The organism is Paenibacillus allorhizosphaerae (genome assembly GCF_042659105.1).
Taxonomy (GTDB): Bacteria; Bacillota; Bacilli; order Paenibacillales; family NBRC-103111; genus Paenibacillus_G; species Paenibacillus_G allorhizosphaerae.
Map to the genome: position 1 here is coordinate 39,675 of NZ_JBHSRV010000022.1, position 20,368 is coordinate 60,042.

The 20,368-nt window shown below is 50.6% G+C and carries 22 protein-coding genes, 1 rRNA gene and 1 other annotated feature; all 23 genes read right to left on the minus strand.

From position 1 onward, the window contains the following. Nucleotides 1-5: 5 nt before the first annotated feature. Nucleotides 6-169 (minus strand) — a sequence feature (ribosomal protein L10 leader region). A 57-nt stretch (nucleotides 170-226) separates the two neighbouring features. Next, entirely contained in the window at nucleotides 227-919 is a 693-nt protein-coding gene (rplA, locus tag ACFQI7_RS34365; RefSeq protein ID WP_218102709.1) for a 50S ribosomal protein L1, read from the minus strand. 238 nt (nucleotides 920-1,157) lie between these two features. Further along, the gene (gene rplK / locus ACFQI7_RS34370) at nucleotides 1,158-1,583 is read right to left on the minus strand and encodes a 50S ribosomal protein L11 (protein WP_072338039.1); all 426 of its coding nucleotides are present in this window, start codon (nucleotides 1,581-1,583) and stop codon (nucleotides 1,158-1,160) included. A gap of 42 nt (nucleotides 1,584-1,625) precedes the next feature. After that, on the minus strand, nucleotides 1,626-2,159 hold the full coding sequence (nusG, locus tag ACFQI7_RS34375; RefSeq protein ID WP_218102710.1) for a transcription termination/antitermination protein NusG: 534 nt from the start codon (nucleotides 2,157-2,159) through the stop codon (nucleotides 1,626-1,628). Nucleotides 2,160-2,185: 26 nt separating this feature from the next. Then, nucleotides 2,186-2,398: a preprotein translocase subunit SecE gene (secE, locus tag ACFQI7_RS34380; protein ID WP_218102711.1), complete on the minus strand. Its 213-nt coding sequence runs from the start codon at nucleotides 2,396-2,398 to the stop codon at nucleotides 2,186-2,188. Nucleotides 2,399-2,416: 18 nt separating this feature from the next. After that, complete coding sequence (gene rpmG / locus ACFQI7_RS34385; protein ID WP_025851018.1) at nucleotides 2,417-2,566, minus strand: 50S ribosomal protein L33; 150 nt, start codon at nucleotides 2,564-2,566, stop codon at nucleotides 2,417-2,419. A 355-nt stretch (nucleotides 2,567-2,921) separates the two neighbouring features. Continuing rightward, nucleotides 2,922-3,566, minus strand: coding sequence for an RNA polymerase sporulation sigma factor SigH (gene sigH / locus ACFQI7_RS34390; RefSeq protein WP_218095126.1), 645 nt, complete (start codon nucleotides 3,564-3,566; stop codon nucleotides 2,922-2,924). A 116-nt stretch (nucleotides 3,567-3,682) separates the two neighbouring features. Beyond that, on the minus strand, nucleotides 3,683-4,201 hold the full coding sequence (locus ACFQI7_RS34395; protein WP_218102712.1) for an NYN domain-containing protein: 519 nt from the start codon (nucleotides 4,199-4,201) through the stop codon (nucleotides 3,683-3,685). A gap of 19 nt (nucleotides 4,202-4,220) precedes the next feature. Continuing rightward, complete coding sequence (gene rlmB, locus ACFQI7_RS34400; protein WP_218102713.1) at nucleotides 4,221-4,961, minus strand: 23S rRNA (guanosine(2251)-2'-O)-methyltransferase RlmB; 741 nt, start codon at nucleotides 4,959-4,961, stop codon at nucleotides 4,221-4,223. Between the two features lie 27 nt (nucleotides 4,962-4,988). Then, nucleotides 4,989-5,426, minus strand: coding sequence for a Mini-ribonuclease 3 (locus ACFQI7_RS34405; RefSeq protein WP_218102714.1), 438 nt, complete (start codon nucleotides 5,424-5,426; stop codon nucleotides 4,989-4,991). Between the two features lies 1 nt (nucleotide 5,427). Then, nucleotides 5,428-6,825, minus strand: coding sequence for a cysteine--tRNA ligase (gene cysS / locus ACFQI7_RS34410; RefSeq protein ID WP_218102715.1), 1,398 nt, complete (start codon nucleotides 6,823-6,825; stop codon nucleotides 5,428-5,430). Continuing rightward, a complete protein-coding gene (gene cysE, locus ACFQI7_RS34415) occupies nucleotides 6,767-7,477 on the minus strand; it encodes a serine O-acetyltransferase (RefSeq protein ID WP_218102716.1) in 711 nt (236 codons plus the stop codon). The genes cysS and cysE overlap by 59 nt, the downstream gene beginning before the upstream one ends. A 404-nt stretch (nucleotides 7,478-7,881) precedes the next feature. Further along, nucleotides 7,882-9,339: a glutamate--tRNA ligase gene (gene gltX / locus ACFQI7_RS34420; protein ID WP_329958294.1), complete on the minus strand. Its 1,458-nt coding sequence runs from the start codon at nucleotides 9,337-9,339 to the stop codon at nucleotides 7,882-7,884. A gap of 56 nt (nucleotides 9,340-9,395) precedes the next feature. Then, entirely contained in the window at nucleotides 9,396-9,881 is a 486-nt protein-coding gene (ispF, locus tag ACFQI7_RS34425; protein ID WP_218102728.1) for a 2-C-methyl-D-erythritol 2,4-cyclodiphosphate synthase, read from the minus strand. Continuing rightward, nucleotides 9,881-10,585 (minus strand): 2-C-methyl-D-erythritol 4-phosphate cytidylyltransferase, encoded by a 705-nt coding sequence (ispD, locus tag ACFQI7_RS34430; RefSeq protein WP_218102718.1) that lies wholly within the window; start codon nucleotides 10,583-10,585, stop codon nucleotides 9,881-9,883. Before ispD ends, ispF begins: the two co-directional genes overlap by 1 nt. 96 nt (nucleotides 10,586-10,681) lie before the next feature. Beyond that, nucleotides 10,682-11,776 carry a PIN/TRAM domain-containing protein gene (locus ACFQI7_RS34435; RefSeq protein WP_218102719.1) on the minus strand — a complete coding sequence of 365 codons (1,095 nt, stop codon included), beginning with the start codon at nucleotides 11,774-11,776 and terminating at the stop codon, nucleotides 10,682-10,684. Between the two features lie 170 nt (nucleotides 11,777-11,946). Further along, entirely contained in the window at nucleotides 11,947-12,681 is a 735-nt protein-coding gene (gene pssA, locus ACFQI7_RS34440; RefSeq protein ID WP_218102720.1) for a CDP-diacylglycerol--serine O-phosphatidyltransferase, read from the minus strand. A 76-nt stretch (nucleotides 12,682-12,757) separates the two neighbouring features. Continuing rightward, a complete protein-coding gene (disA, locus tag ACFQI7_RS34445) occupies nucleotides 12,758-13,825 on the minus strand; it encodes a DNA integrity scanning diadenylate cyclase DisA (RefSeq protein WP_218102729.1) in 1,068 nt (355 codons plus the stop codon). Between the two features lie 43 nt (nucleotides 13,826-13,868). Further along, on the minus strand, nucleotides 13,869-15,236 hold the full coding sequence (gene radA / locus ACFQI7_RS34450; protein WP_218102721.1) for a DNA repair protein RadA: 1,368 nt from the start codon (nucleotides 15,234-15,236) through the stop codon (nucleotides 13,869-13,871). 171 nt (nucleotides 15,237-15,407) lie between these two features. Continuing rightward, on the minus strand, nucleotides 15,408-17,846 hold the full coding sequence (gene clpC, locus ACFQI7_RS34455; RefSeq protein WP_218102722.1) for an ATP-dependent protease ATP-binding subunit ClpC: 2,439 nt from the start codon (nucleotides 17,844-17,846) through the stop codon (nucleotides 15,408-15,410). A 60-nt stretch (nucleotides 17,847-17,906) separates the two neighbouring features. Further along, nucleotides 17,907-18,977: a protein arginine kinase gene (locus ACFQI7_RS34460; RefSeq protein WP_218102723.1), complete on the minus strand. Its 1,071-nt coding sequence runs from the start codon at nucleotides 18,975-18,977 to the stop codon at nucleotides 17,907-17,909. 30 nt (nucleotides 18,978-19,007) lie between these two features. Next, on the minus strand, nucleotides 19,008-19,526 hold the full coding sequence (locus ACFQI7_RS34465; RefSeq protein WP_218102724.1) for a UvrB/UvrC motif-containing protein: 519 nt from the start codon (nucleotides 19,524-19,526) through the stop codon (nucleotides 19,008-19,010). A gap of 21 nt (nucleotides 19,527-19,547) precedes the next feature. Next, entirely contained in the window at nucleotides 19,548-20,012 is a 465-nt protein-coding gene (locus ACFQI7_RS34470) for a CtsR family transcriptional regulator (protein ID WP_218102725.1), read from the minus strand. Nucleotides 20,013-20,278: 266 nt separating this feature from the next. Next, a 5S ribosomal RNA gene (gene rrf, locus ACFQI7_RS34475) occupies nucleotides 20,279-20,368 on the minus strand; the annotation flags it as partial.

Consider the following 20,368-nt stretch of genomic DNA (forward strand, 5'->3'; position numbering starts at 1 on the left):
TCTCCCCAGAAAACGAGAAATGCCTTCGCAGACAAGGCGAAGGCATGATCATTCACGAATTCTTTGTACTAACAGGCAAAGAATACCGAACTTATATCATAACACCTCGGTAGGAGATTAAGCTTCCAAAGGAAGCACCTACTGTCTACGGTAAGCATATTCGTTTGTTAAACCTTTAACAGGTTAGCACGGCTGACGAACAAAGTCAACTGTTAAGCTATTCCTATTATCGGAGGTTAGCCGCGTTGATGCGAGCGCCCGGTCCCATCGTGGAAGAAACCGCAACGTTCTTCAGGTAAACGCCTTTTGCTGCAGCAGGCTTCGCTCTGTTCAGCGCATCGATGAGCGCTTTAAAGTTCTCAGCAAGCTTCTCAGCGTCGAAGGACACTTTACCGATCGGCGCGTGGATTTGTCCGGCTTTATCCAGACGGTATTCGATTTTACCTGCCTTGATTTCCTGAACGGCTTTCGCTACGTCGAACGTAACGGTGCCCGCTTTCGGGTTCGGCATCAAACCTTTACCACCTAAGATACGGCCAAGTTTACCGACTTCACTCATCATGTCCGGCGTAGCTACGCAGACATCGAAGTCGAACCAACCTTGTTGGATTTTGTTTATCATGTCTTGATCGCCTACAAAGTCAGCGCCAGCCGCTTCCGCTTCTTTCGCTTTGTCCCCTTTGGCAAATACAAGAACGCGTTTTGTTTTACCAGTGCCGTGTGGCAGTACAACGACGCCGCGGACAGCCTGGTCTTGTTTTCTAGGGTCTACGCCCAAACGTACGGCAACTTCAACGGTTTCGTCGAACTTTGCACGTGCCGTCTTCTTTACAAGCTCGATCGCTTCAAACGGCTCATAGAACGCTTCAGCATCGATCTGCTTGGCTACTTCGAGGTATTTCTTACCGTGTTTAGCCATTGTCTAGTCCTCCTAAGTGGTATTAGCGGAATGTCCTCCCACTGATCGTGCAACTTTGTTACTTCGTGTGAAACGAAGACAGTTGTCACGTTTCATGCAACCGTTACATAAGCGAAGCCATGTCGGTTGTCATGTATGTGCAACCATTACACAGGCGAAGCCGTGTTGGTTGTCACGTATGTGCAATCGTTACAAATGCGAAGCATTGTCGATTGTCACTGCGGATTTCGCAATCGAATTAGTCTTCGATCACTACGCCCATGCTGCGAGCCGTACCTTCAACCATACGCATAGCCGCTTCCACGGACGCTGCGTTCAGGTCAGGCATTTTTTGCTCGGCGATTTCGCGTACTTTCGAACGCTTAACAGTCGCAACCTTCTTCTTGTTCGGTTCGCCGGATCCTTTTTCGATCCCTGCAGCTACGCGCAGCAATACGGCAGCCGGAGGCGTTTTCGTCTCAAAAGTGAAGGAGCGATCTTCAAATACCGTAATTACGACAGGGATGATCAAACCAGCTTGGTCGGCTGTACGAGCGTTAAACTCTTTACAGAATGCCATGATGTTAACCCCTGCTTGACCGAGTGCAGGACCGATCGGCGGCGCCGGATTCGCTTTACCTGCAGGAACTTGAAGCTTTACCATTTTGATGACCTTTTTTGCCATTGTGTGACACCTCCTCGTTCTAGTATGGCAGTCTGCACCGCTTTACAGCTTTTCCACTTGGTTGTAGTCCAGCTCGACCGGCGTTTCTCTGCCAAACATGTTGACATGTACCTTCAGTTTACTCTTGTCCACAAGTATTTCCTCTACCGTACCGACAAAGTTGGCGAAAGGCCCGACTTTTACGCGAACGGTATCCTTCAGCTCGAAATCGATTTTCGGTTTCGGCTCTTCAATGCCCATGTGTTTAAGGATCGAATCGACTTCCTCGGGAAGCAGCGCCGTCGGCTTCGAACCGGAACCGGTGGAACCTACGAACCCGGTAACGCCAGGCGTGTTGCGCACGACATACCATGAATCGTCCGTCTGGATCATCTCCACAAGCACGTAACCCGGATATACTTTGCGCATAACCGTCTTCTTCTTGCCATCCTTATTCACAAGCTCTTCTTCCATGGGGACAAGCACCCGAAAGATCTTATCCTTCATGTCCATGGACTCAACACGTTTTTCCAAATTAGCCTTTACCTTGTTCTCATACCCCGAATAGGTATGTACGACGTACCATCTTTTCTCCATTTCCATAGCGCCACCCATTGTCATCATCATTGGAATACAAGGCGAAGCAGCTCAGAAATACCCAAGTCAAGAACATAGAAGTACACCGTCACGAAGGCGACCGTAAACAAGACAACCAGCGTATAGCTGATCATTTCCTTACGCGTAGGCCATTTGACTTTCCTCAATTCAGACCAGCAGTCCGCAAAAAAAGAAAACGTGCTGCCAAATCCTTGCTTCATTTTAGCCAAAAAGGCCATGGCCTGCACCTCCAAAAACTAGCGAGTTTCGCGATGAGCGGTTTGTTCATTGCAAAACTTGCAATATTTCTTAAGCTCCATGCGGTCAGGATGGTTGCGCTTATTTTTGGTGGAAGTATAGTTTCTTTGCTTGCAGTTTGTGCACGCTAATGTGATAATCACCCGCATGATGTACACCTCCTACGGTCCAGCCTCAAAATTTTCGCCTTTAAGCGATCAGCATAAAAAAAGCCCCAAAGCTTAAGGCTACCAAAATACTTTAGCACACGCCCTTTTTTCTGTCAAGGAAAAAGGATTAACACGAACTGCCTGTCCCGCATTTTCCCAGTATCGGCAAACTGCACGAGTCTTAAACCCGAAGTTGAACACGAAAACGGTTGACATGAGAGAACGTTTGTTCTACTATAAAGGTATCCAATATTCGGCAAATGAAAGTGTTCAAAGCTCAGTCCCGGCACAAGCGATAGCACAGGTTCCTTGCAAAATAAAAAGGCCCCTGCTTCGTAGCAACGGCACTTGTAAACTAGGCGTCCCTTACTTCCAAATATCTCTCGAGTTTGCGCTTCACTCGCTGCAGCGCATTGTCAATCGACTTCACGTGCCGATCCAAATCAACGGCAATTTCCTGATAAGACCGGCCATCCAAATACAGCATCAATACTCTGCGTTCAAGATCGCTTAATATTTCTCCCATCTTATCTTCCAGACCGCTAAACTCTTCCTGGTTGATTATCAATTCCTCCGGATCGGAAACTCGGGAGCCGCAAATGACATCGAGCAGCGTACGATCGGAATCTTCATCATAAATAGGCTTGTCCAGCGAAACGTAAGAATTCAGTGGAATATGTTTCTGGCGAGTAGCAGTTTTGATAGCCGTAATGATCTGGCGGGTAATACACAGCTCGGCAAACGCCTTGAAGGATGATAGCTTGTCGCCGCGAAAGTCGCGAATCGATTTGTACAGGCCGATCATGCCTTCCTGCACAATGTCTTCTCTGTCTGCACCGATCAAAAAATAAGAACGCGCTTTGGCGCGCACAAAGTTCTTATACTTGTTGATCAGATATTCGAGCGCATCGCTGTCGCCTTCGCGGACCGAATCCACAATATCTTCGTCTGCCTTGAGGTCGTATTCGTACATTCTCAGTTCTTTGAGGTCGACACTCACCAATATCCCTCCGGCCCTGCGCTTCAAAGATAGGATTAGTATACATTATGTAATCTATCACCGTCAACAAGATTACGCTTGAAAAAGCTTCATATTACGAGACTTTCAGGCATATTTTAACGCCCTCGCCTCCACTTTTCGAACATCGCCTTGACGTCGTCGCTCAGCTTGCTGTCGAAAGTATTATGTCGACCTGAGCTGTTGTCCTCTTCGATTTTCTTCCGTATTTCCTGCCGGGCTTGCCTTACTTTGACCAGCAGCTCGCCGGCCGGAACCCGGAAAGCCCCTTTGCCGAAAATAACGTGCTGCTCGGTCATGTCGCTGGTCGCCACATAGATTTGTTTTCGACGGCCGATATGTGCGGTAACAAGCCGTTCTATCAATTCATCGGCCGTCTCTTTTTCTTTTGTAAAATAGACGGGAAGTTTATGGTGCACGTCTTTGCGTCCGAGCCCGGGCACATAATAAGCGTCAAAAACAAGAATGACCTTCATCCCGGAAAACGACTGATACTCCCCCATGATGCCGATCAACCGGTCGCGCGCTTCTTCGAGCCGGATCTCTTTTAGCTTCTGCAGCTCGGGCCAGGCGCCGATGATATTATATCCGTCCACAATTAATATTTCTTGAATCATTCAACGTGCCCCGCCATCGCTAGTGAGCGGCCATTCGCTGGCGCACAACTTCATACATCAATACGGAAGCGGCCACTGAGGCGTTCAAAGAGTTGATTTGACCGAACATCGGCAGCTTGAGTAAAAAATCGCACTTCTCTTTAATTAACCGCCCTACCCCTTTACTCTCGTTCCCGATGATGATGGCGATCGGCAAATTGAGGTTTGTTGCATATACATGCTGCTTCGCGTCTACATCCGTTCCGGCGATCCACAGCCCCTGCTCTTTCAGCTGTTCAATCGTCTGCGCCAAGTTGGTCACCCGTGCAACAGGGACATATTCCACCGCGCCAGCCGATGTTTTCGATACGGTAGCGGTTAAACCGACGGAACGCCGTTTCGGAATGATGACCCCATGAACCCCCGTGCAATCGGCCGACCGCAAAATAGAGCCCAGGTTATGCGGATCTTCGATTTCATCCAATATCAGCAGGAACGGTTGTTCCCCCTTTTCTGCGGCTCTGGCCAATAAATCTTCCACCTCTACGTATTCATAAGCCGCCACCTGCGCAACGACGCCTTGATGCTGTACACCCGCCGCCATTTGATCCAGCTTTCGTTTGTCCGCAAATTGAACGATAACACCATTTTGCTTTGCTTCGGCAATAATCGGTTGCGTCAATTGTTTTTGCGCCTGCTCGGCGATCCATATTTTATTGATCGTCCGGCCGGAGCGGAGCGCTTCAAGCACTGAATGCTTGCCTCCGATAAATTCTTCCATTACGAGGTCCCCCTTTCTGCCATTTATTCAGGAACGGCTCTGATCGAGCGAAAGCATCAACAAATGCTTCAGCCGTTCCCATTGCTGCGTATAATATAAATAACCGATCAAACATTCGAACGCCGTGCTGTGCCGGTACTCCAATATATCGGCATTTTTGGCCGTAGTTCCCGATTTGGCGTTACGTCCCCGCTTCACGATGTCGATTTCTTCTTCCGTCAGCTCGGGCATCCAGCGTTCAAGCGCCCGTGCCTGAGCTTTGGCGGACACATACTGTGTCGCTTGGCGATGAAGATGGTTCGGACGATGGTTAGGCATTGATACGACATACTGCCGAACAAACACTTCATAGATCGCATCGCCCATATAGGCCAGCACCAAAGGGTTCAACAGCTTCGGCTCGCGTGCCGGCGGAAAGTCGAATAAATTGCTACCGCCAATAGATAACAGATCATCCCGCTCCATGTTATTTCCGCCGCCAACGGATACCCTGAGCCGTATCTTCCAGTACGATGCCCCGCTCCGTCAGGAGATTGCGAATTTCATCCGCACGCGCCCAATTTTTCGTACGCCGCGCCTCGGTCCGTTCGGTAATCAATTGCTCGATTTCTTCATCGAGCAGCGATTCTTCCGTACGGGATAGTATACCCAATACGTCATCCATCGCCGCAAATTGCTGTTCCAGAAGCTGCAGTGAGGCCAAAGTGACCCGATCCTTGTTCATATACAAATTCGCCGCATGCACAAGGTCGAACACTGCCGTGATCGCATCCGGCGTATTGAAATCGTCATTCATCTTCGTTTCGAAGTTTTCCTTCGCCGTACGTACCGCCTCCGCGACAGATGGTTCCGCTTCACCCGCATCCGCCGTCTTAAGACGATGCTTGATGCCTGCGATGCAGTTCTCGATCCGGGCCAAACTGCCTTTCGCCTGCTCGACGGCCTCGTCGCTGAAATTGAGCGGGTTGCGATAATGGCCGGAAAGCATAAAGTAACGGATAATTTGCGGCGACATCGTTTGGAGCAATTGGTGCACGTTAATGCCGTTTCCAAGCGATTTGGACATCTTCTCGTTATTGATGTTTACAAACCCGTTATGCATCCAATAATTGGACATGGCATGCCCTGTCAATCCTTCAGACTGGGCGATCTCGCACTCATGATGCGGGAAGGTCAAATCTTGGCCACCGCCGTGAATATCGATCGTTTCGCCCAAATATTTGCGGACCATGGCCGAGCACTCGATATGCCACCCCGGCCGCCCTTCGCCCCATGGGCTGGACCAGCTGATTTCGCCGGGCTTTGCCGCTTTCCAGAGCACAAAGTCCTGCGGATTCTCCTTGCGTTCATCCACATCGACACGGATGCCGAACTGCAGCTCCTCCATATTCTGGTGAGACAGTTTGCCGTATTCGGCAAACTTCGCCGTGCGATAAAAGACATCCCCGCCGCTCTCATACGCTAGTCCCTTCTCGACCAGTCCTGAGATAAAATCGATGATCTCCGTCATATTCTCCGTCACGCGGGGATGGACAGTCGCTTGGCGCACGCCCAGCCCTTGCGTGTCCTCGTAATATTTTTGCACGAACAGGTCGGCGACTTCCGGCACCGTCGTTCCCATTTCCGCCGCTTTCTTGATCAGCTTGTCATCTACATCGGTAAAGTTCACCACATAGTGAACGTCGTATCCTACCGATTCCAAGTAACGCCGCACCACGTCGAAAAAGATAACCGGACGGGCGTTACCGATATGAATATAATCGTATACGGTTGGGCCGCATACATACATCTTCACTTTGCCGGGCTCAATCGGGTTGAACTCTTCTTTGGCCCGCGTCATGGTATTGTAAATCTTGAGCGCCATTCTTTTCATTGCCTCCGTTTTTCGATTTTGCTTCCGCCAGCTCCGCCTTCAAGTCGTCAATCTGTTTCTGCACGTCGCGAAACATATCTACTACCGGGTCGGGCAGCTTGTCATGTTCCAAACGGCCGACGCGCACGCCGTCCCGCTTCACCACACGGCCGGGAATACCTACAACCGTGCTGTTGGGGGGCACTTCATTCAATACCACGGCATTCGTTCCGATTCTGGAATTGTCGCCGACCTTAAAAGAGCCGGTCACCTTGGCCCCTGCAGAAATAACGACATTGTTGCCGATGGTCGGGTGACGTTTCCCTTTTTCTTTCCCCGTACCGCCAAGCGTAACCCCGTGATACAGCAGCACGTCGTCTCCGATCTCGCATGTTTCTCCAATCACGACCCCCATCCCGTGGTCAATGAAGAAGCGGCGGCCGATAACTGCGCCGGGATGAATCTCGATCCCCGTCATAAACCGGCTGATTTGAGAAATGATTCTTGCGATTGTAAATAGACGTCTCCGGTAAAACCAGTGCGCCACCCGATGCGCCCATAGCGCATGCAAACCGGCGTACGTAAATACGACTTCAAACCAGCCTCTTGCCGCGGGATCATTCTCAAATATCGTAGCGACGTCTTCACGCATTCTCGCAAACATTCAGCACACCTCTTTCCCCCTGCGCCCTCTCGCTCACTGAACCAATCACAACAAAAAGCCCCCACAGCCGTCAGGCTGCAGAGGCGTTGCATCGCGGTTCCACTCTGCTTGAATCACTACGCGGGATCCTGCACGTTGCCGTACAAGCTTCTCCCCTAGTCACTCATCTTAGTCGTTCGTATCGTGAACGAAACGGCAAAGACTACCCTGCCTGTCAGCCTGACGGCTGCGTCAGATCGTCTTTACGGCTCCCGGGTGCACTTCCGGGGAGCAAGGATTGGACAACTCGCAGCCGGCCGATCATGCTCGGCCGATTGTCCTCTCTGAAAATCCCGGCTTTCCCGTACTTTCCCGTTCGTCGCCTTCGCTTTATGATTGTTTAGTATAGCGGAAATAATCCGCCATTACAATAATTTCTTCACTCGGCTCATCACGGTTTCTTTACCGAGCAAGTACATAGTCATGTTCAGATCCGGCCCGTGCATTTGACCGGTAAGCGCCACGCGTACGGTCATGAACAGCGGCTTTCCTTTGTACCCTGTTTCCGTCTGAACGGCTTTCATGATGCCTTTCATCGCGTCTACCGTAAAGTCCGCAGCCTGCTCTACTTGAGACAAGAAACTGCTCAACACGACCGGTGCATGCTCTTCCGAAAGCATTGACTTCGCTTCCTCGTTCTCGAACGTAACGTCCTCCCGGAAGAAAAGCTCCGACAGCGGCACGATTTCCCCAGCGAATCGCAGCTGCTCCTGGTACAGCCCGACGAGCGAGCGCACCCATTGCTCCTGCTCGGCACTGAGCGACTGCGACAGACGCCCCGCCTTCTGCAGATGCGGAAGGGCAATCGATACGATCCGGTCGGGATCGGCTTTTTTGATATATACGTTATTCATCCAGTTCAGCTTATCCATATCGAACACGGCCGGACTTTTGGAAATACGGCTCAAATCGAATTGAGCGATCAATTCTTCTTTGGAGAAAATCTCTTCCTCGCCCTTCGGCGACCAGCCCAGCAGCGCAATGAAATTCATGACCGCTTCCGGCAAATAACCGAGATCGCGATACTGCTCCATAAATTGAATGATGGATTCGTCGCGCTTACTCATTTTTTTGCGATCTTGATTCAGTATGAGCGATAAATGCGCGAATTCCGGCACCGGCAAGCCCAATGCCTCGTACATCATAATTTGCCGCGGCGTATTGGTCAAATGCTCTTCCCCGCGAATGACCAGATTGATTTTCATCAAATGATCGTCAAGAATAACGGCGAAGTTATAGGTCGGGATTCCGTCAGGACGAACGATGATGAAATCACCGATACCGCCGGACTCAAACTCCACCTGCTCGCGAATCCGGTCGTTAAACGAGATGGTGCGGTTTTCCGGCACGCGGAACCGGATCGACGGCTTACGTCCTTCTGCGCGGCATGCTTCAGCCTGCTCCGGCGTCAAGTGACGGCACTTGCCCGAATACATCGGCATCAAGCCTTTTGCTTCCTGCTCCGCCCGTTCCTGCTCCAGATCCGCCTCGGAACAGTAGCAATAATAGGCATCGCCGCTGCCGATCAATTGTTCAATAAACGGCTTATATAAGTGCAAACGTTCCGTCTGCCGATAAGGACCGTACGGGCCGCCGATATCTACGCTCTCGTCCCAATCGACGCCAAGCCATTGCAATCCGTCCAGCTGGTTGCTGATGCCCGACTCTTGATGACGGGTCTGGTCCGTATCCTCGAAACGAATAATAAAGCGACCGCCTTCCTTGCGGGCGATCAAATAATTGAATAAAGCCGTGCGGGCTCCGCCGATATGAAGATGTCCGGTCGGACTCGGGGCATACCTAACGCGAAAATCCATGGAAATGTTCTCCTCTCAAAAATAACGGCAACGAGTAATTCCGAAAAAAATATTATTCGTTATCATAGCACACCTTTTACCAGACAAACAACCGCCTGCGCCGCAATGCCTTCGCCGCGTCCCGTGAACCCAAGCTGTTCCGTCGTTGTCGCTTTGACATTGACCTGTGTCGGTTCTTCCGCCTCCAGCGCTGTGACAATCCGTTCCACCATAGCGGGAATGTAAGGAGCCATCTTCGGCTTCTGGGCGATGATCGTACAGTCCGCGTTGCCCAGACGGTATCCCGCTTCCTTCGCAAGCGCCCATACCTGCTCCAATAGCTTGTAGCTGTCGGCGTCTTTGAATGCTTGATCCGTATCGGGAAAATGTTTCCCGATATCGCCGCGTCCGAGCGCCCCCAGGATGGCATCGCTCAGCGCATGCAGCAGCACATCCGCATCGGAATGGCCAAGAAGCCCTTTTTCATAAGGAATTTCTACGCCGCCGATAATGCATTTACGCCCTTCCACCAACTGATGCACATCAAAACCTTGTCCTACACGAATCATCATTTCTTCTCTCCCCTGACCTGACGTATGATCCACTCGGCCCAAGGCAAATCCTCCGGCGTTGTGATTTTAATATTGTAATAATCGGCTTCCACTACAGCCACTTTCGTGCCAAGCCGCTCCACCAGCATGGCGTCGTCCGTCCCCAGGAACGACTCCCGGCGTGCTTGTTCATGTGCTTCCACCAGCAAAGAAAAGCGAAAAGCCTGCGGGGTTTGGATCGCCCACAAGCTGCTCCGATCGGGGGTGGCTTTAATAAAGCCGTCACGGTCAACGACTTTGATCGTATCCTTTACAGGAACGGCCAATACCGCGGCACCTGTCACTTTCGCTTTGGCAAGGCACGCCATGATATGCTCCTCTGCCGCAAAAGGCCGTACGCCGTCATGTACCATGACCCATTCCACATAACCGGTGAGCGTCAGAAGCCCTTGATAAACAGAATCCTGACGCTCTTTTCCCCCCGGAATAATTCGCTTTATTTTACCGAGACCGTACTGCTCCGCATATCCCTTGCAGCGTTCTACATCGTCCGGGCCGGTAACGAGGACGATCTCGTCCACCGCGTCCATCCGGTTGAACCTCAACAATGTATGTACCAATATCGGTTTATCGTCGATCTGCAAGTATTGCTTGCTCTCCTGCGTGCCCATTCTCGAACCTTTGCCCGCAGCTACGATGACAATCCCCAGCTTGTCCTTCATTGCTCTCACCTGCCACAACGTATCGGCTCAAGAAGTTGCGGCTGCTCTTGCGCCTGCCGCTGTCCTCCAAAAGCGCATCTCCCTTATCATACCTTGTTAGAGCGCTTTTTCCAATAGCTTCGGTTTGGCAAAGATCATTCGGCCTGCTGAAGTTTGCAGTACGCTGGTCACCAGCACATCGAGCGTCGTACCGATGAAATCACGTCCGCCTTCAACGACGATCATCGTCCCGTCATCCAAATAAGCTACGCCTTGTCCATGTTCCTTGCCGTCCTTAATAACCTGTACCAAAATTTCCTCGCCCGGCAGAACGACCGGCTTCACCGCGTTGGCCAGATCGTTGATGTTCAGCACCGATACGCCTTGCAGTTCGCATACTTTATTCAGGTTAAAATCGTTTGTGATGACTTTGCCCTGAAGCACTTTGGCGAGCCGCACGAGTTTGCTGTCCACTTCGGAAATTTCCTCGAAGTCGCCTTCATAGATCAGTACTTTCACATCGAGTTCTTTCTGAATTTTGTTCAAAATATCGAGTCCGCGACGTCCCCGGTTCCGTTTGAGTAAATCTGACGAATCGGCGATATGCTGCAGCTCCTCCAGAACAAATTCCGGAATGACGAGCGTCCCCTCGATAAACCCGGTTTTGCAAATATCCGCTATGCGGCCGTCAATAATAACGCTGGTATCGAGTATTTTATGTTCCTCGAATCCTTTTGCTTCACCCGCTCCCCGGTCTCGTCCGGATTGCCTCTTATCGAGCAGCGCCATGAGTTCATCTTTCTTGACCGAGCCAAGACGGTAGCCTACCCAAGCAAACAACGCAATACAAAGCATATGGATGAGCGGGCTTGTCAAACCGGCATCTTCCAACGGACCGAACAGGACGGACGATATCAACAGTCCGATGACCATGCCGACGGAACCGGCCAGCAGCTCTGTGATCGGCACGTTCCCTACCTGCTCTTCTCCTTTTTGCACCAATCTTGTTACATAATAAAGCACAACCGTGCTGACGGAATAAAACAATACGGCCCCCAGCGCAAACATCCAGAATTCATATCCTGGCATCGAATCCAGTCCCGAAACCGGTTCTATGACGTCAAAAAATGGCTTACGAATCGTATCACTCCACTGTACTCCAAGCGCACCGCCAATAACTGCAAACAGAAGCTGGAACCACTTTCTCATCATAGATTTCACCTCCATTAATCAATCGTTTCATCTTCCTCGTTACAATTATGAACCAAAAGTTTCCTGCCTAATCCTCGGAAGACGAAGAAAATGCAAAAAAAAGCATCTACTTTCCTTCCGGAAAATAAATGCTTTTCATTTTCACCGATTCATTATGGAGCAACGGCATGTTAGAACGTCGTCGTTTTGCTTTCGTTTTCTTCTACCTTTTTGTTTTTCTTTCTTCTTCGGAAGAAGAGCCGATCAACGTTTTTTTTTAACCCCCACAACGCATAGATCACGAGCGGGACGAAGATAAGCTTGGACAGCAAGCTTGGATATAAAATAGCAAGCAGCACCGCTGCCGCAACGACAACCGGAGTAATCCACAAGGCTGCTTTCGGGATGCCGACCTTCTTGAAGTTCGGATATTTCACGGTGCTGACCATCAAATAGGAGAGCAGCAGCGTCGAAAGCACGAGTACGAGTGTATTCAATTCGTTATGAAAAAGGGCAAGCGTACACAGCACGCCGCCGGCCGCCGGAATCGGAAGTCCGATAAAATATCCCGGCGTACCCGCCACCACGTTGAAGCGGGCAAGTCTGAGCGCTCCGCAAATCGGGAAAATCGCCGTCACAATCCATGCAGCCGCTGCATTCAATTCGGTAAAAGCGACTACGTACATGATGAACGCCGGAGCAACTCCGAACGAAATAACGTCGGACAAAGAATCAAGCTCTTTGCCGAATTCGCTCTGCGCGTTCAAGGCGCGTGCCACGCGTCCGTCCAATCCGTCGAGCAGCATGGCAACAATGACCATAATCGCCGCAAGCTCGGGATTATTGTTAAACACTAAAATAATGGAAATTATTCCCAAGAACAGGTTTCCAACGGTAAATAAGTTCGGCAGGGATTTCGTTATCATGTTTATAGTCCACCTCTGGTTTTACTGTACCCCAATCCATTTCATTATATTAGGCTACCCTCTGATTGTATGCAAGTTATATATGTCTGTCAATGAGTACCTGATCTTGGATACGTTTCAGTCCCTCTTTAATCGTGCGCGCGCGTACCTCGCCGATTCCGTCGACATCGTCGAGTTCTTCTATCGTAGCCATCATCAAATGCGGAAGATACTCGAACCGCTCGACCAAATTATGGATGATCACTGAAGGCAGCCGCGGAATTTTGTGAAGAACCCGGTAACCACGCGGCGAAACCGTCTCCTCCGCATTAATCGCGGCATGTCCGTAACCAAGCACCCGGGCAATATGGGAATGATCCAAAATTTCATCCGAAGCAAGTCGGCGCAATGCCGCCATCACTTCCTTGACTTTCTCGTCGCTTGGATCTCTGACGTAATCTTTGATCAGCAGATACGATTCATGCTCCGTATGGCCGACCAATTCTTCCATCTGCATGCTGATGAGCCGTCCTTCGTTACCGAGTTCATTAATATATCTTTTAATCTCCGCCCGAATCCGCAACACCATCTCAACCCGCTGAACGACCCCTGTCACATCATGAAGTGTGACAAGCTCCTCGAATTCGGCAGCGCCGAGATTGGTCAAATCTTGATCGAGCACCGACTTATATTTCTCCAACGTCTGTATCGCCTGATTGGCCTTGGTCAAAATAACGCCGATATCTTTCAGTGCATAACGCAGGTTGCCCTGGTACAAAGTAATGACATTCCTCCGCTGCGAAATGGAGACAACGAGTTTGGACGTTTGTTTCGCCACCCGCTCTGCCGTCCGATGACGGATCCCCGTTTCGATGGAAGAAATCGATGAATCCGGGATCAGCTGTGTGTTCGCATAAAGGATTCGTTTCAAATCTTCGCTTAAAATAATCGCTCCGTCCATTTTGGCCAGCTCATATAAATAGTTGGGCGAAAAATCACAATTGATGGAGAACCCGCCGTCCACGATTTCCATCACTTCCGGGCTGTAGCCGACGACGATCAATCCGCCGGTTTTCGCTCGAAGCACGTTTTCGAGTCCCTCCCGAAAAGGCGTACCCGGAGCGACGAGCTGCAGCAGTTGGCTCATCACATCCCTTTTGGTCATTTCCTTGCTCACGTAATGTCCCTCCATTCTTACCGATACCTGGTTATAGTAAAGCAGCCGAAAGCGCTTCGGCTACCGTATTGACGCCGATAATTTCAATGCCTGCCGGGGGAGCCCAGCCTTTCAAGCTTTTTTGCGGCACAATCACCCGCTTGAAGCCAAGCTTTTGCGCTTCGCGCACGCGTTGGTCGACTCTGGATACGCCGCGTACTTCTCCGGTCAAACCGACTTCGCCGAAGACGACGTCATACGGCTGCGTAGGCTGTTCACGAAAGCTGGACGCAATGCTCACCGCTACCGCCAAATCGACCGCTGGTTCATCGAGTTTGACCCCGCCGGCAATATTCAGGTAAGCATCCTGATTTTGCAGGAACATTCCCATTCGTTTTTCTAAAACGGCAATAATGAGCGATAAACGATTATGATCGAACCCGGTCGCCATGCGGCGCGGCGAAGGAAAATTCGTCGTCGAAACGAGCGCCTGCAGCTCTACGAGCACCGGACGGGTTCCCTCCATACTGGCAACGACTGTTGATCCGGATACGCCTAGCGGACGTTCGGACAAGAATAGCTCGGACGGATTATTGACTTCGACCAATCCGATTTCCTGCATCTCGAAAATGCCGATTTCGTTCGTCGAGCCGAAGCGGTTTTTGACCGCGCGCAATAAACGGTACGAATGGTGCCGCTCGCCTTCGAAATAAAGCACGCAATCGACCATATGTTCGAGCATACGGGGACCGGCAATCGCCCCTTCTTTAGTAACATGACCAACAACTACCGTTGCAATGCCTTTGATTTTGGCGATCCGCATAAAATGACCGGTGCACTCCCGCACTTGGGAAACGCTGCCCGGCGCTGAAGTGACAGCCGGATGGTATACCGTTTGAATCGAATCGATCACGACAAAATCAGGGCCGATCTCATCGATCGCCGCTTCGATGTGCTCCACATTCGTTTCGCTAAGAACGAATAACAGGGGAGAAACCACTTGAAGCCGGTCGGCCCGAAGCTTCGTTTGTCTAACGGACTCTTCTCCGGAGATGTAAAGAACTTTCAGCTGCTGCTTCGTAAGCTCAAACGATGTTTGCAGCAGCAACGTTGACTTGCCGATCCCGGGATCGCCTCCGACCAGAATAAGCGAGCCCGGGACGATGCCGCCGCCCAGCACGCGGTTAAGCTCCTTATTGTCCGTAACAATTCGCTGCTCTTCACTGCTCTCTATGTTTATGATCGAAACCGGCTTTTCTTTCTTCTTGGAAAAGGAAGTGTGCAGCCCCTGGCTTTTGCTGACAGTTTCTACTTCTTCCACAAAACTGTTCCATGCATGACAGCCTGGGCATTTTCCGAGCCATTTGGGGGACTCGTAGCCGCACTGCTGACAAAAAAATTTGGTTTTCGTTTTTACCATGTCCAACTCCTGCTTCTACGATCGGTCCTGTATTCCAGAACTGATAAAAAAATTCCACTATTTCTCAGTGTACCATTTTGCGCCTGTATTTGAAAACCCATCTCCCTCCAAATACAAAAAAATCCAACCCCCCCGACGTTCATCGGGCGAGGTTGGATTTTACTATTACGCTTACGACGTTACTTCTTGCGTTCGTTCAACGACAAGCTCTCCGTCTTTCTCGTCAATCGTCAGCTTGTCGCCTTTGGCAATATTGCCGCGAAGCAATTCTTCGGACAGACGGTCCTCGATGTGCTTCTGGATCGCTCGGCGCAGCGGTCTTGCACCGAATGCCGGATCGTAGCCTTCCTTCGCCAGGAACGCTTTCGCCGCGTCGGTCAGAAGGAAATCGACATCTTGTTCTTTCAGACGCTTGCGCAAATCGTCGGCCATCAGCGTCACGATTTCGGCGATATGCTTCTCATCGAGCGAATGGAAAACAATGATTTCGTCGATCCGGTTCAGGAACTCCGGACGGAAGCTCTTTTTAAGCTCGCCCATCACTTTATCCTTCATATTATTATACTCTCGGCCTGCATCTTGCGCCGCAGTGAAGCCCAGCGTCGTGTTTTTCTTAATGGCTTCCGCCCCGACGTTGGACGTCATGATGATAAGCGTATTGCGGAAGTCTACCGTCCGGCCTTTGGAATCGGTCAAACGCCCGTCCTCCAGCACTTGAAGCAGAATGTTGAACACTTCCGGATGCGCTTTTTCAATCTCATCCAGCAGTACGACGGAGTATGGCTTGCGGCGAACCTTCTCGGTCAGTTGACCGCCTTCTTCGTAGCCGACATATCCCGGAGGCGCTCCGACCAGACGGGAGGTCGAATGCTTCTCCATGTACTCCGACATGTCGATACGGATAACCGCATTTTCATCGCCGAACAGCGATTCCGCCAAAGCGCGGGCCAATTCGGTCTTACCTACACCCGTCGGTCCAAGGAAGATGAACGAACCCATCGGGCGCTTCGGATCTTTCAGTCCCGCTCTTGCCCGGCGAATGGCGCGGCTAACGGCTTTCACCGCTTCGTCTTGACCGATCACCCGGTCATGCAGGATCGATTCCATCTTAAGTAGCCTTTCGGTTTCTTCCTCGGCCAGCTTCACAACCGGAATTCCTGTCCAGCTTGCTACGACCTGGGCAATATCGTCCGGCGTTACTTCGGAATCGGTGCGGCCCTGCTTTTCTTTCCACTCGTTCTTCGTGGAATCAAGCTCTTCGCGCAGTTTTTGTTCGGTATCCCGCAAGGAAGCCGCTTTTTCGAATTCCTGGCTTTGCACCGCCGCGTCTTTCTCTTTGCGGATGTCGTCCAGGTGGCTTTCCAGCTTCTTCAAATCTGGCGGTACGGTGTACGAATGAAGCCTTACTTTCGAGCTGGCTTCGTCAATCAAATCGATCGCTTTGTCCGGCAGGAAGCGGTCCGTAATGTAACGGTCCGACAAGCGTACCGCTTGCTCGATCGCTTCATCCGTAATTTTTACGCGATGATGCGCCTCATAACGGTCGCGCAAGCCGTGCAAAATTTGAATAGCTTCTTCCGGAGAAGGCTGATCCACCGTAATCGGTTGGAAACGTCTTTCCAGTGCGGCATCTTTTTCAATATATTTGCGGTATTCGTCAAGCGTCGTCGCACCGATGCACTGCAGTTCGCCGCGGGCGAGTGCCGGCTTCAAAATGTTGGAAGCATCGATAGCACCTTCCGCGCCGCCTGCGCCGATGAGCGTGTGCAACTCGTCGATGAACAAAATGATGTTCCCGGCTTGACGAATTTCGTCCATAATCTTTTTCAAGCGATCCTCGAATTCGCCGCGGTACTTCGTACCTGCAACGACCGAACCCATATCGAGCGTCATTACACGTTTGTCTCGCAGCGTTTCAGGAATTTCGTTGGCGATAATTTTTTGTGCCAGTCCTTCGGCAATCGCCGTTTTACCGACACCAGGTTCCCCGATCAGTACCGGGTTGTTCTTGGTACGGCGGCTGAGCACCTGGATTACGCGTTCGATTTCTTTGCTGCGCCCGATCACCGGATCGAGGTTTCCTTCTTTTGCATATGCGGTCAGGTCGCGGGCCAAACCATCCAGCGTCGGTGTGTTGACATTGGTCGGGTTTCCATGGTTAGGCGAGACCACTTCACTGCTTCCCAGCAGCTGCAGCACTTGCTGGCGTGCTTTGTTCAGGCTCACGCCCAAGTTATTGAGCACGCGAGCGGCAACGCCTTCGCCTTCACGGATCAAGCCGAGCAAAATATGCTCTGTCCCGACATACGTATGGCCTAGTTTACGGGCTTCGTCCATCGAGAGCTCGATTACTTTTTTTGCTCTTGGCGTGTAGGCGATATTCGACGGCTGTTCTTGGCCTCTTCCGATGAGCGATTCGACTTCGTCCTGAATTTTCTCGAGACCGAGACCGAGCGCAATGAGCGCCTTCGCGGCAATTCCCTCGCCTTCCCGGATCAGTCCGAGCAAAATATGTTCAGTTCCAATATTATTGTGGCCCAACCGGACCGCTTCTTCTTGCGCCAAAGACAGCACCTTTTGTGCACGTTCCGTAAATCTGCCAAACATCATGTGTAACACCTCCATAATTGGTCTAGCAATAAAATGAAACTTACTGTGTGATACCCAGGCTCACTCCGCCACTGCGGATATTTTGTCTCGAATCAATTGAGCCCTTCTAATGTCTCTTTCTTCAGCCGTGAGCTTTTCTCCTGCCGACTGCTGCAAAAAACCAGGCTGCGTCATGACTAAAAGCTCATTCAACGAGTGAGGGGAGACATTCTTTATAAACCCAAGATCGATGCCAAGACGCACATCGGAGAGCCGCTGCGCCGCTTCTTTCGAATCCATTATCGCCGCATAGGACAAAATCCCGTATGATCGGCTGACGCGGTCCAAAATTTTTGCTTTCGTCTCATATATTAGCTTTTGACGGGCGGCGCGTTCATGCTCGATGATCTGCCTTACGACCCCGTACAGATTATCGATAATTTCTTCCTCGGACTGTCCGAGTGTAATTTGATTCGAGATTTGAAACAAATTACCAAGCGCTTCGCTCCCTTCACCGTACAACCCTCTTACCGCAAGACCAACCTGCGTAACAGCGGACAAAATGCGATTAATTTGCTGAGTCAATACGAGTGCCGGCAGGTGAAGCATAACGGATGCCCGAATGCCCGTTCCCACATTGGTAGGACAGCTTGTTTGGTAGCCTCTTTTCTCATCAAAAGCATAATTGAGCTGAACTTCGAAGAGGTCGTCAATCTGGTTGGCAAGGTCCCACGCCTCTCTGATCTGAAAACCGGGGCACAAGCATTGTATTCGAAGATGGTCCTCTTCATTCACCATAATGCTGATCGATTCGTTTTCATTTAAAATAACCGCCCCGTTGCGCGATTCATTGGCCAGTGCAGGACTGATTAAATGTTTCTCGACAAGTACTCGTTTCTCCAGCTCGTTCAGCTCCGATAGCGTCACAAGACTGAATTTGCTGATCGTGTTTAGTTCCTCGTTCTTTAACACGTCAGCGACCTGCTCAAGCACTTCCTTGGATTGCTGGTTCGTGGCCAGCATCGGAAAAGGATATGCGCTCAGGTTACGAGCAATACGGATTCGGCTGCTGATGACGATGTCCGACTCCGGGCCATCCCCTTTCATCCAATCGCTCAGCGCTTGCTGCGTAAAACGGTTTGCTTCCGCCATAAGCATTCCTCCTGTCCGCCATATTCCGGGCTAGCTTTCGGCCAGCTTCTTTTCCAGATCTTTTATTTGATCTCGGAGCTGTGCCGCTTTCTCGAATTCTTCATTCTCGATACGGACAAGCAGCTCCTTCTTCATCTGTTCGATTTCGCGTTTATATTTAATTACCCCGCCCGAGCGTTTTGGAACTTTGCCTGTATGAACAATATTTCCATGAACTCTTTTAAAGAGCGGGTCAAGCTTTTCTCCAAAATGCTTATAGCACTCGCTGCAACCAAAACGCCCCACCTTACTGAACTGGCTATACGTAAGTCCGCAATGTTCGCAGCGGCTGGGCTGCGATTTGCTCGAAAGCGCGTTGTGCGAAGTCGGATCAAAATCAAGCAGACCGCTGAGCAAGTTATGGATGGAAAACCCGTTAGGCGTGCCGGGGATCAGCTCGCCCTTCTCCCTTGCGCAAGATTCGCAAATGTGGAACTCGGTCTTTTCCCCGCCCAAGATCTTTGTGAAATGAAGTGTAGCTTGTTTTTTTCCGCATTCCTGACAAATCATCCGGTTCCCTCCTTGAATGAATCATCGACTGCTTAATAAGGAAATCAGCATTGCTTTCAAAAGCTTGGCACGAATCTCATCCCTCAAGGGCAGCTTCAATGTCAGCACATCGCGGTTCATGGCGGCCCTCATTAACGATTCTTCCCGATGGGTGATGAATCCGCCCTCCTTCAACTGATACAACAGCCCTTCGGAAGCGGATTGATCCATATGGGTACTGATCGTTTGAAAAATATGATCCAGCACCGCACCATGCGAATTCAGCTCGATTTTTTGGATGCGAATATACCCGCCGCCGCCGCGCTTGCTTTCGACGATGTATCCCTTTTCCAGGGTGAAGCGAGTGCTTATTACATAATTAATCTGCGAAGGAACGCAATTGAACTGATCCGCCAAATCGTTTCGTTGGATTTCGATGACGCCTTCGGGACTCTGCTGCAAAGTTTGTTTCAAATAGTGCTCGATGATTTCTGAAACATTGCGCATCAATTCAACCTCCAAAATAGAAGTAAATTGACTTTGACTTTCTTTGACTTTAGATACATTATAACAGATTTACACAAGATTGCAACACCCGACCAGATGTTATAGTGTTCGGTAAATCGGAGCCGATTTATACTTCGCGTTCCGACGTTTAGCAGCGTTTTGCCGTTACAAATCATGGCTGTTGAACCTCATCCTTCAGTGCTCTAGTTGTGCATCATATACAAAGAAGAGCCTCACTGGATTTCTCCAATGAGGCTCTTCTTGTTGCTTGGCGACGTTCTACTCTCCCAGGACCCTGCGGTCCAAGTACCATCGACGCTGGAAGGCTTAACGTTCGTGTTCGGGATGGGTACGCG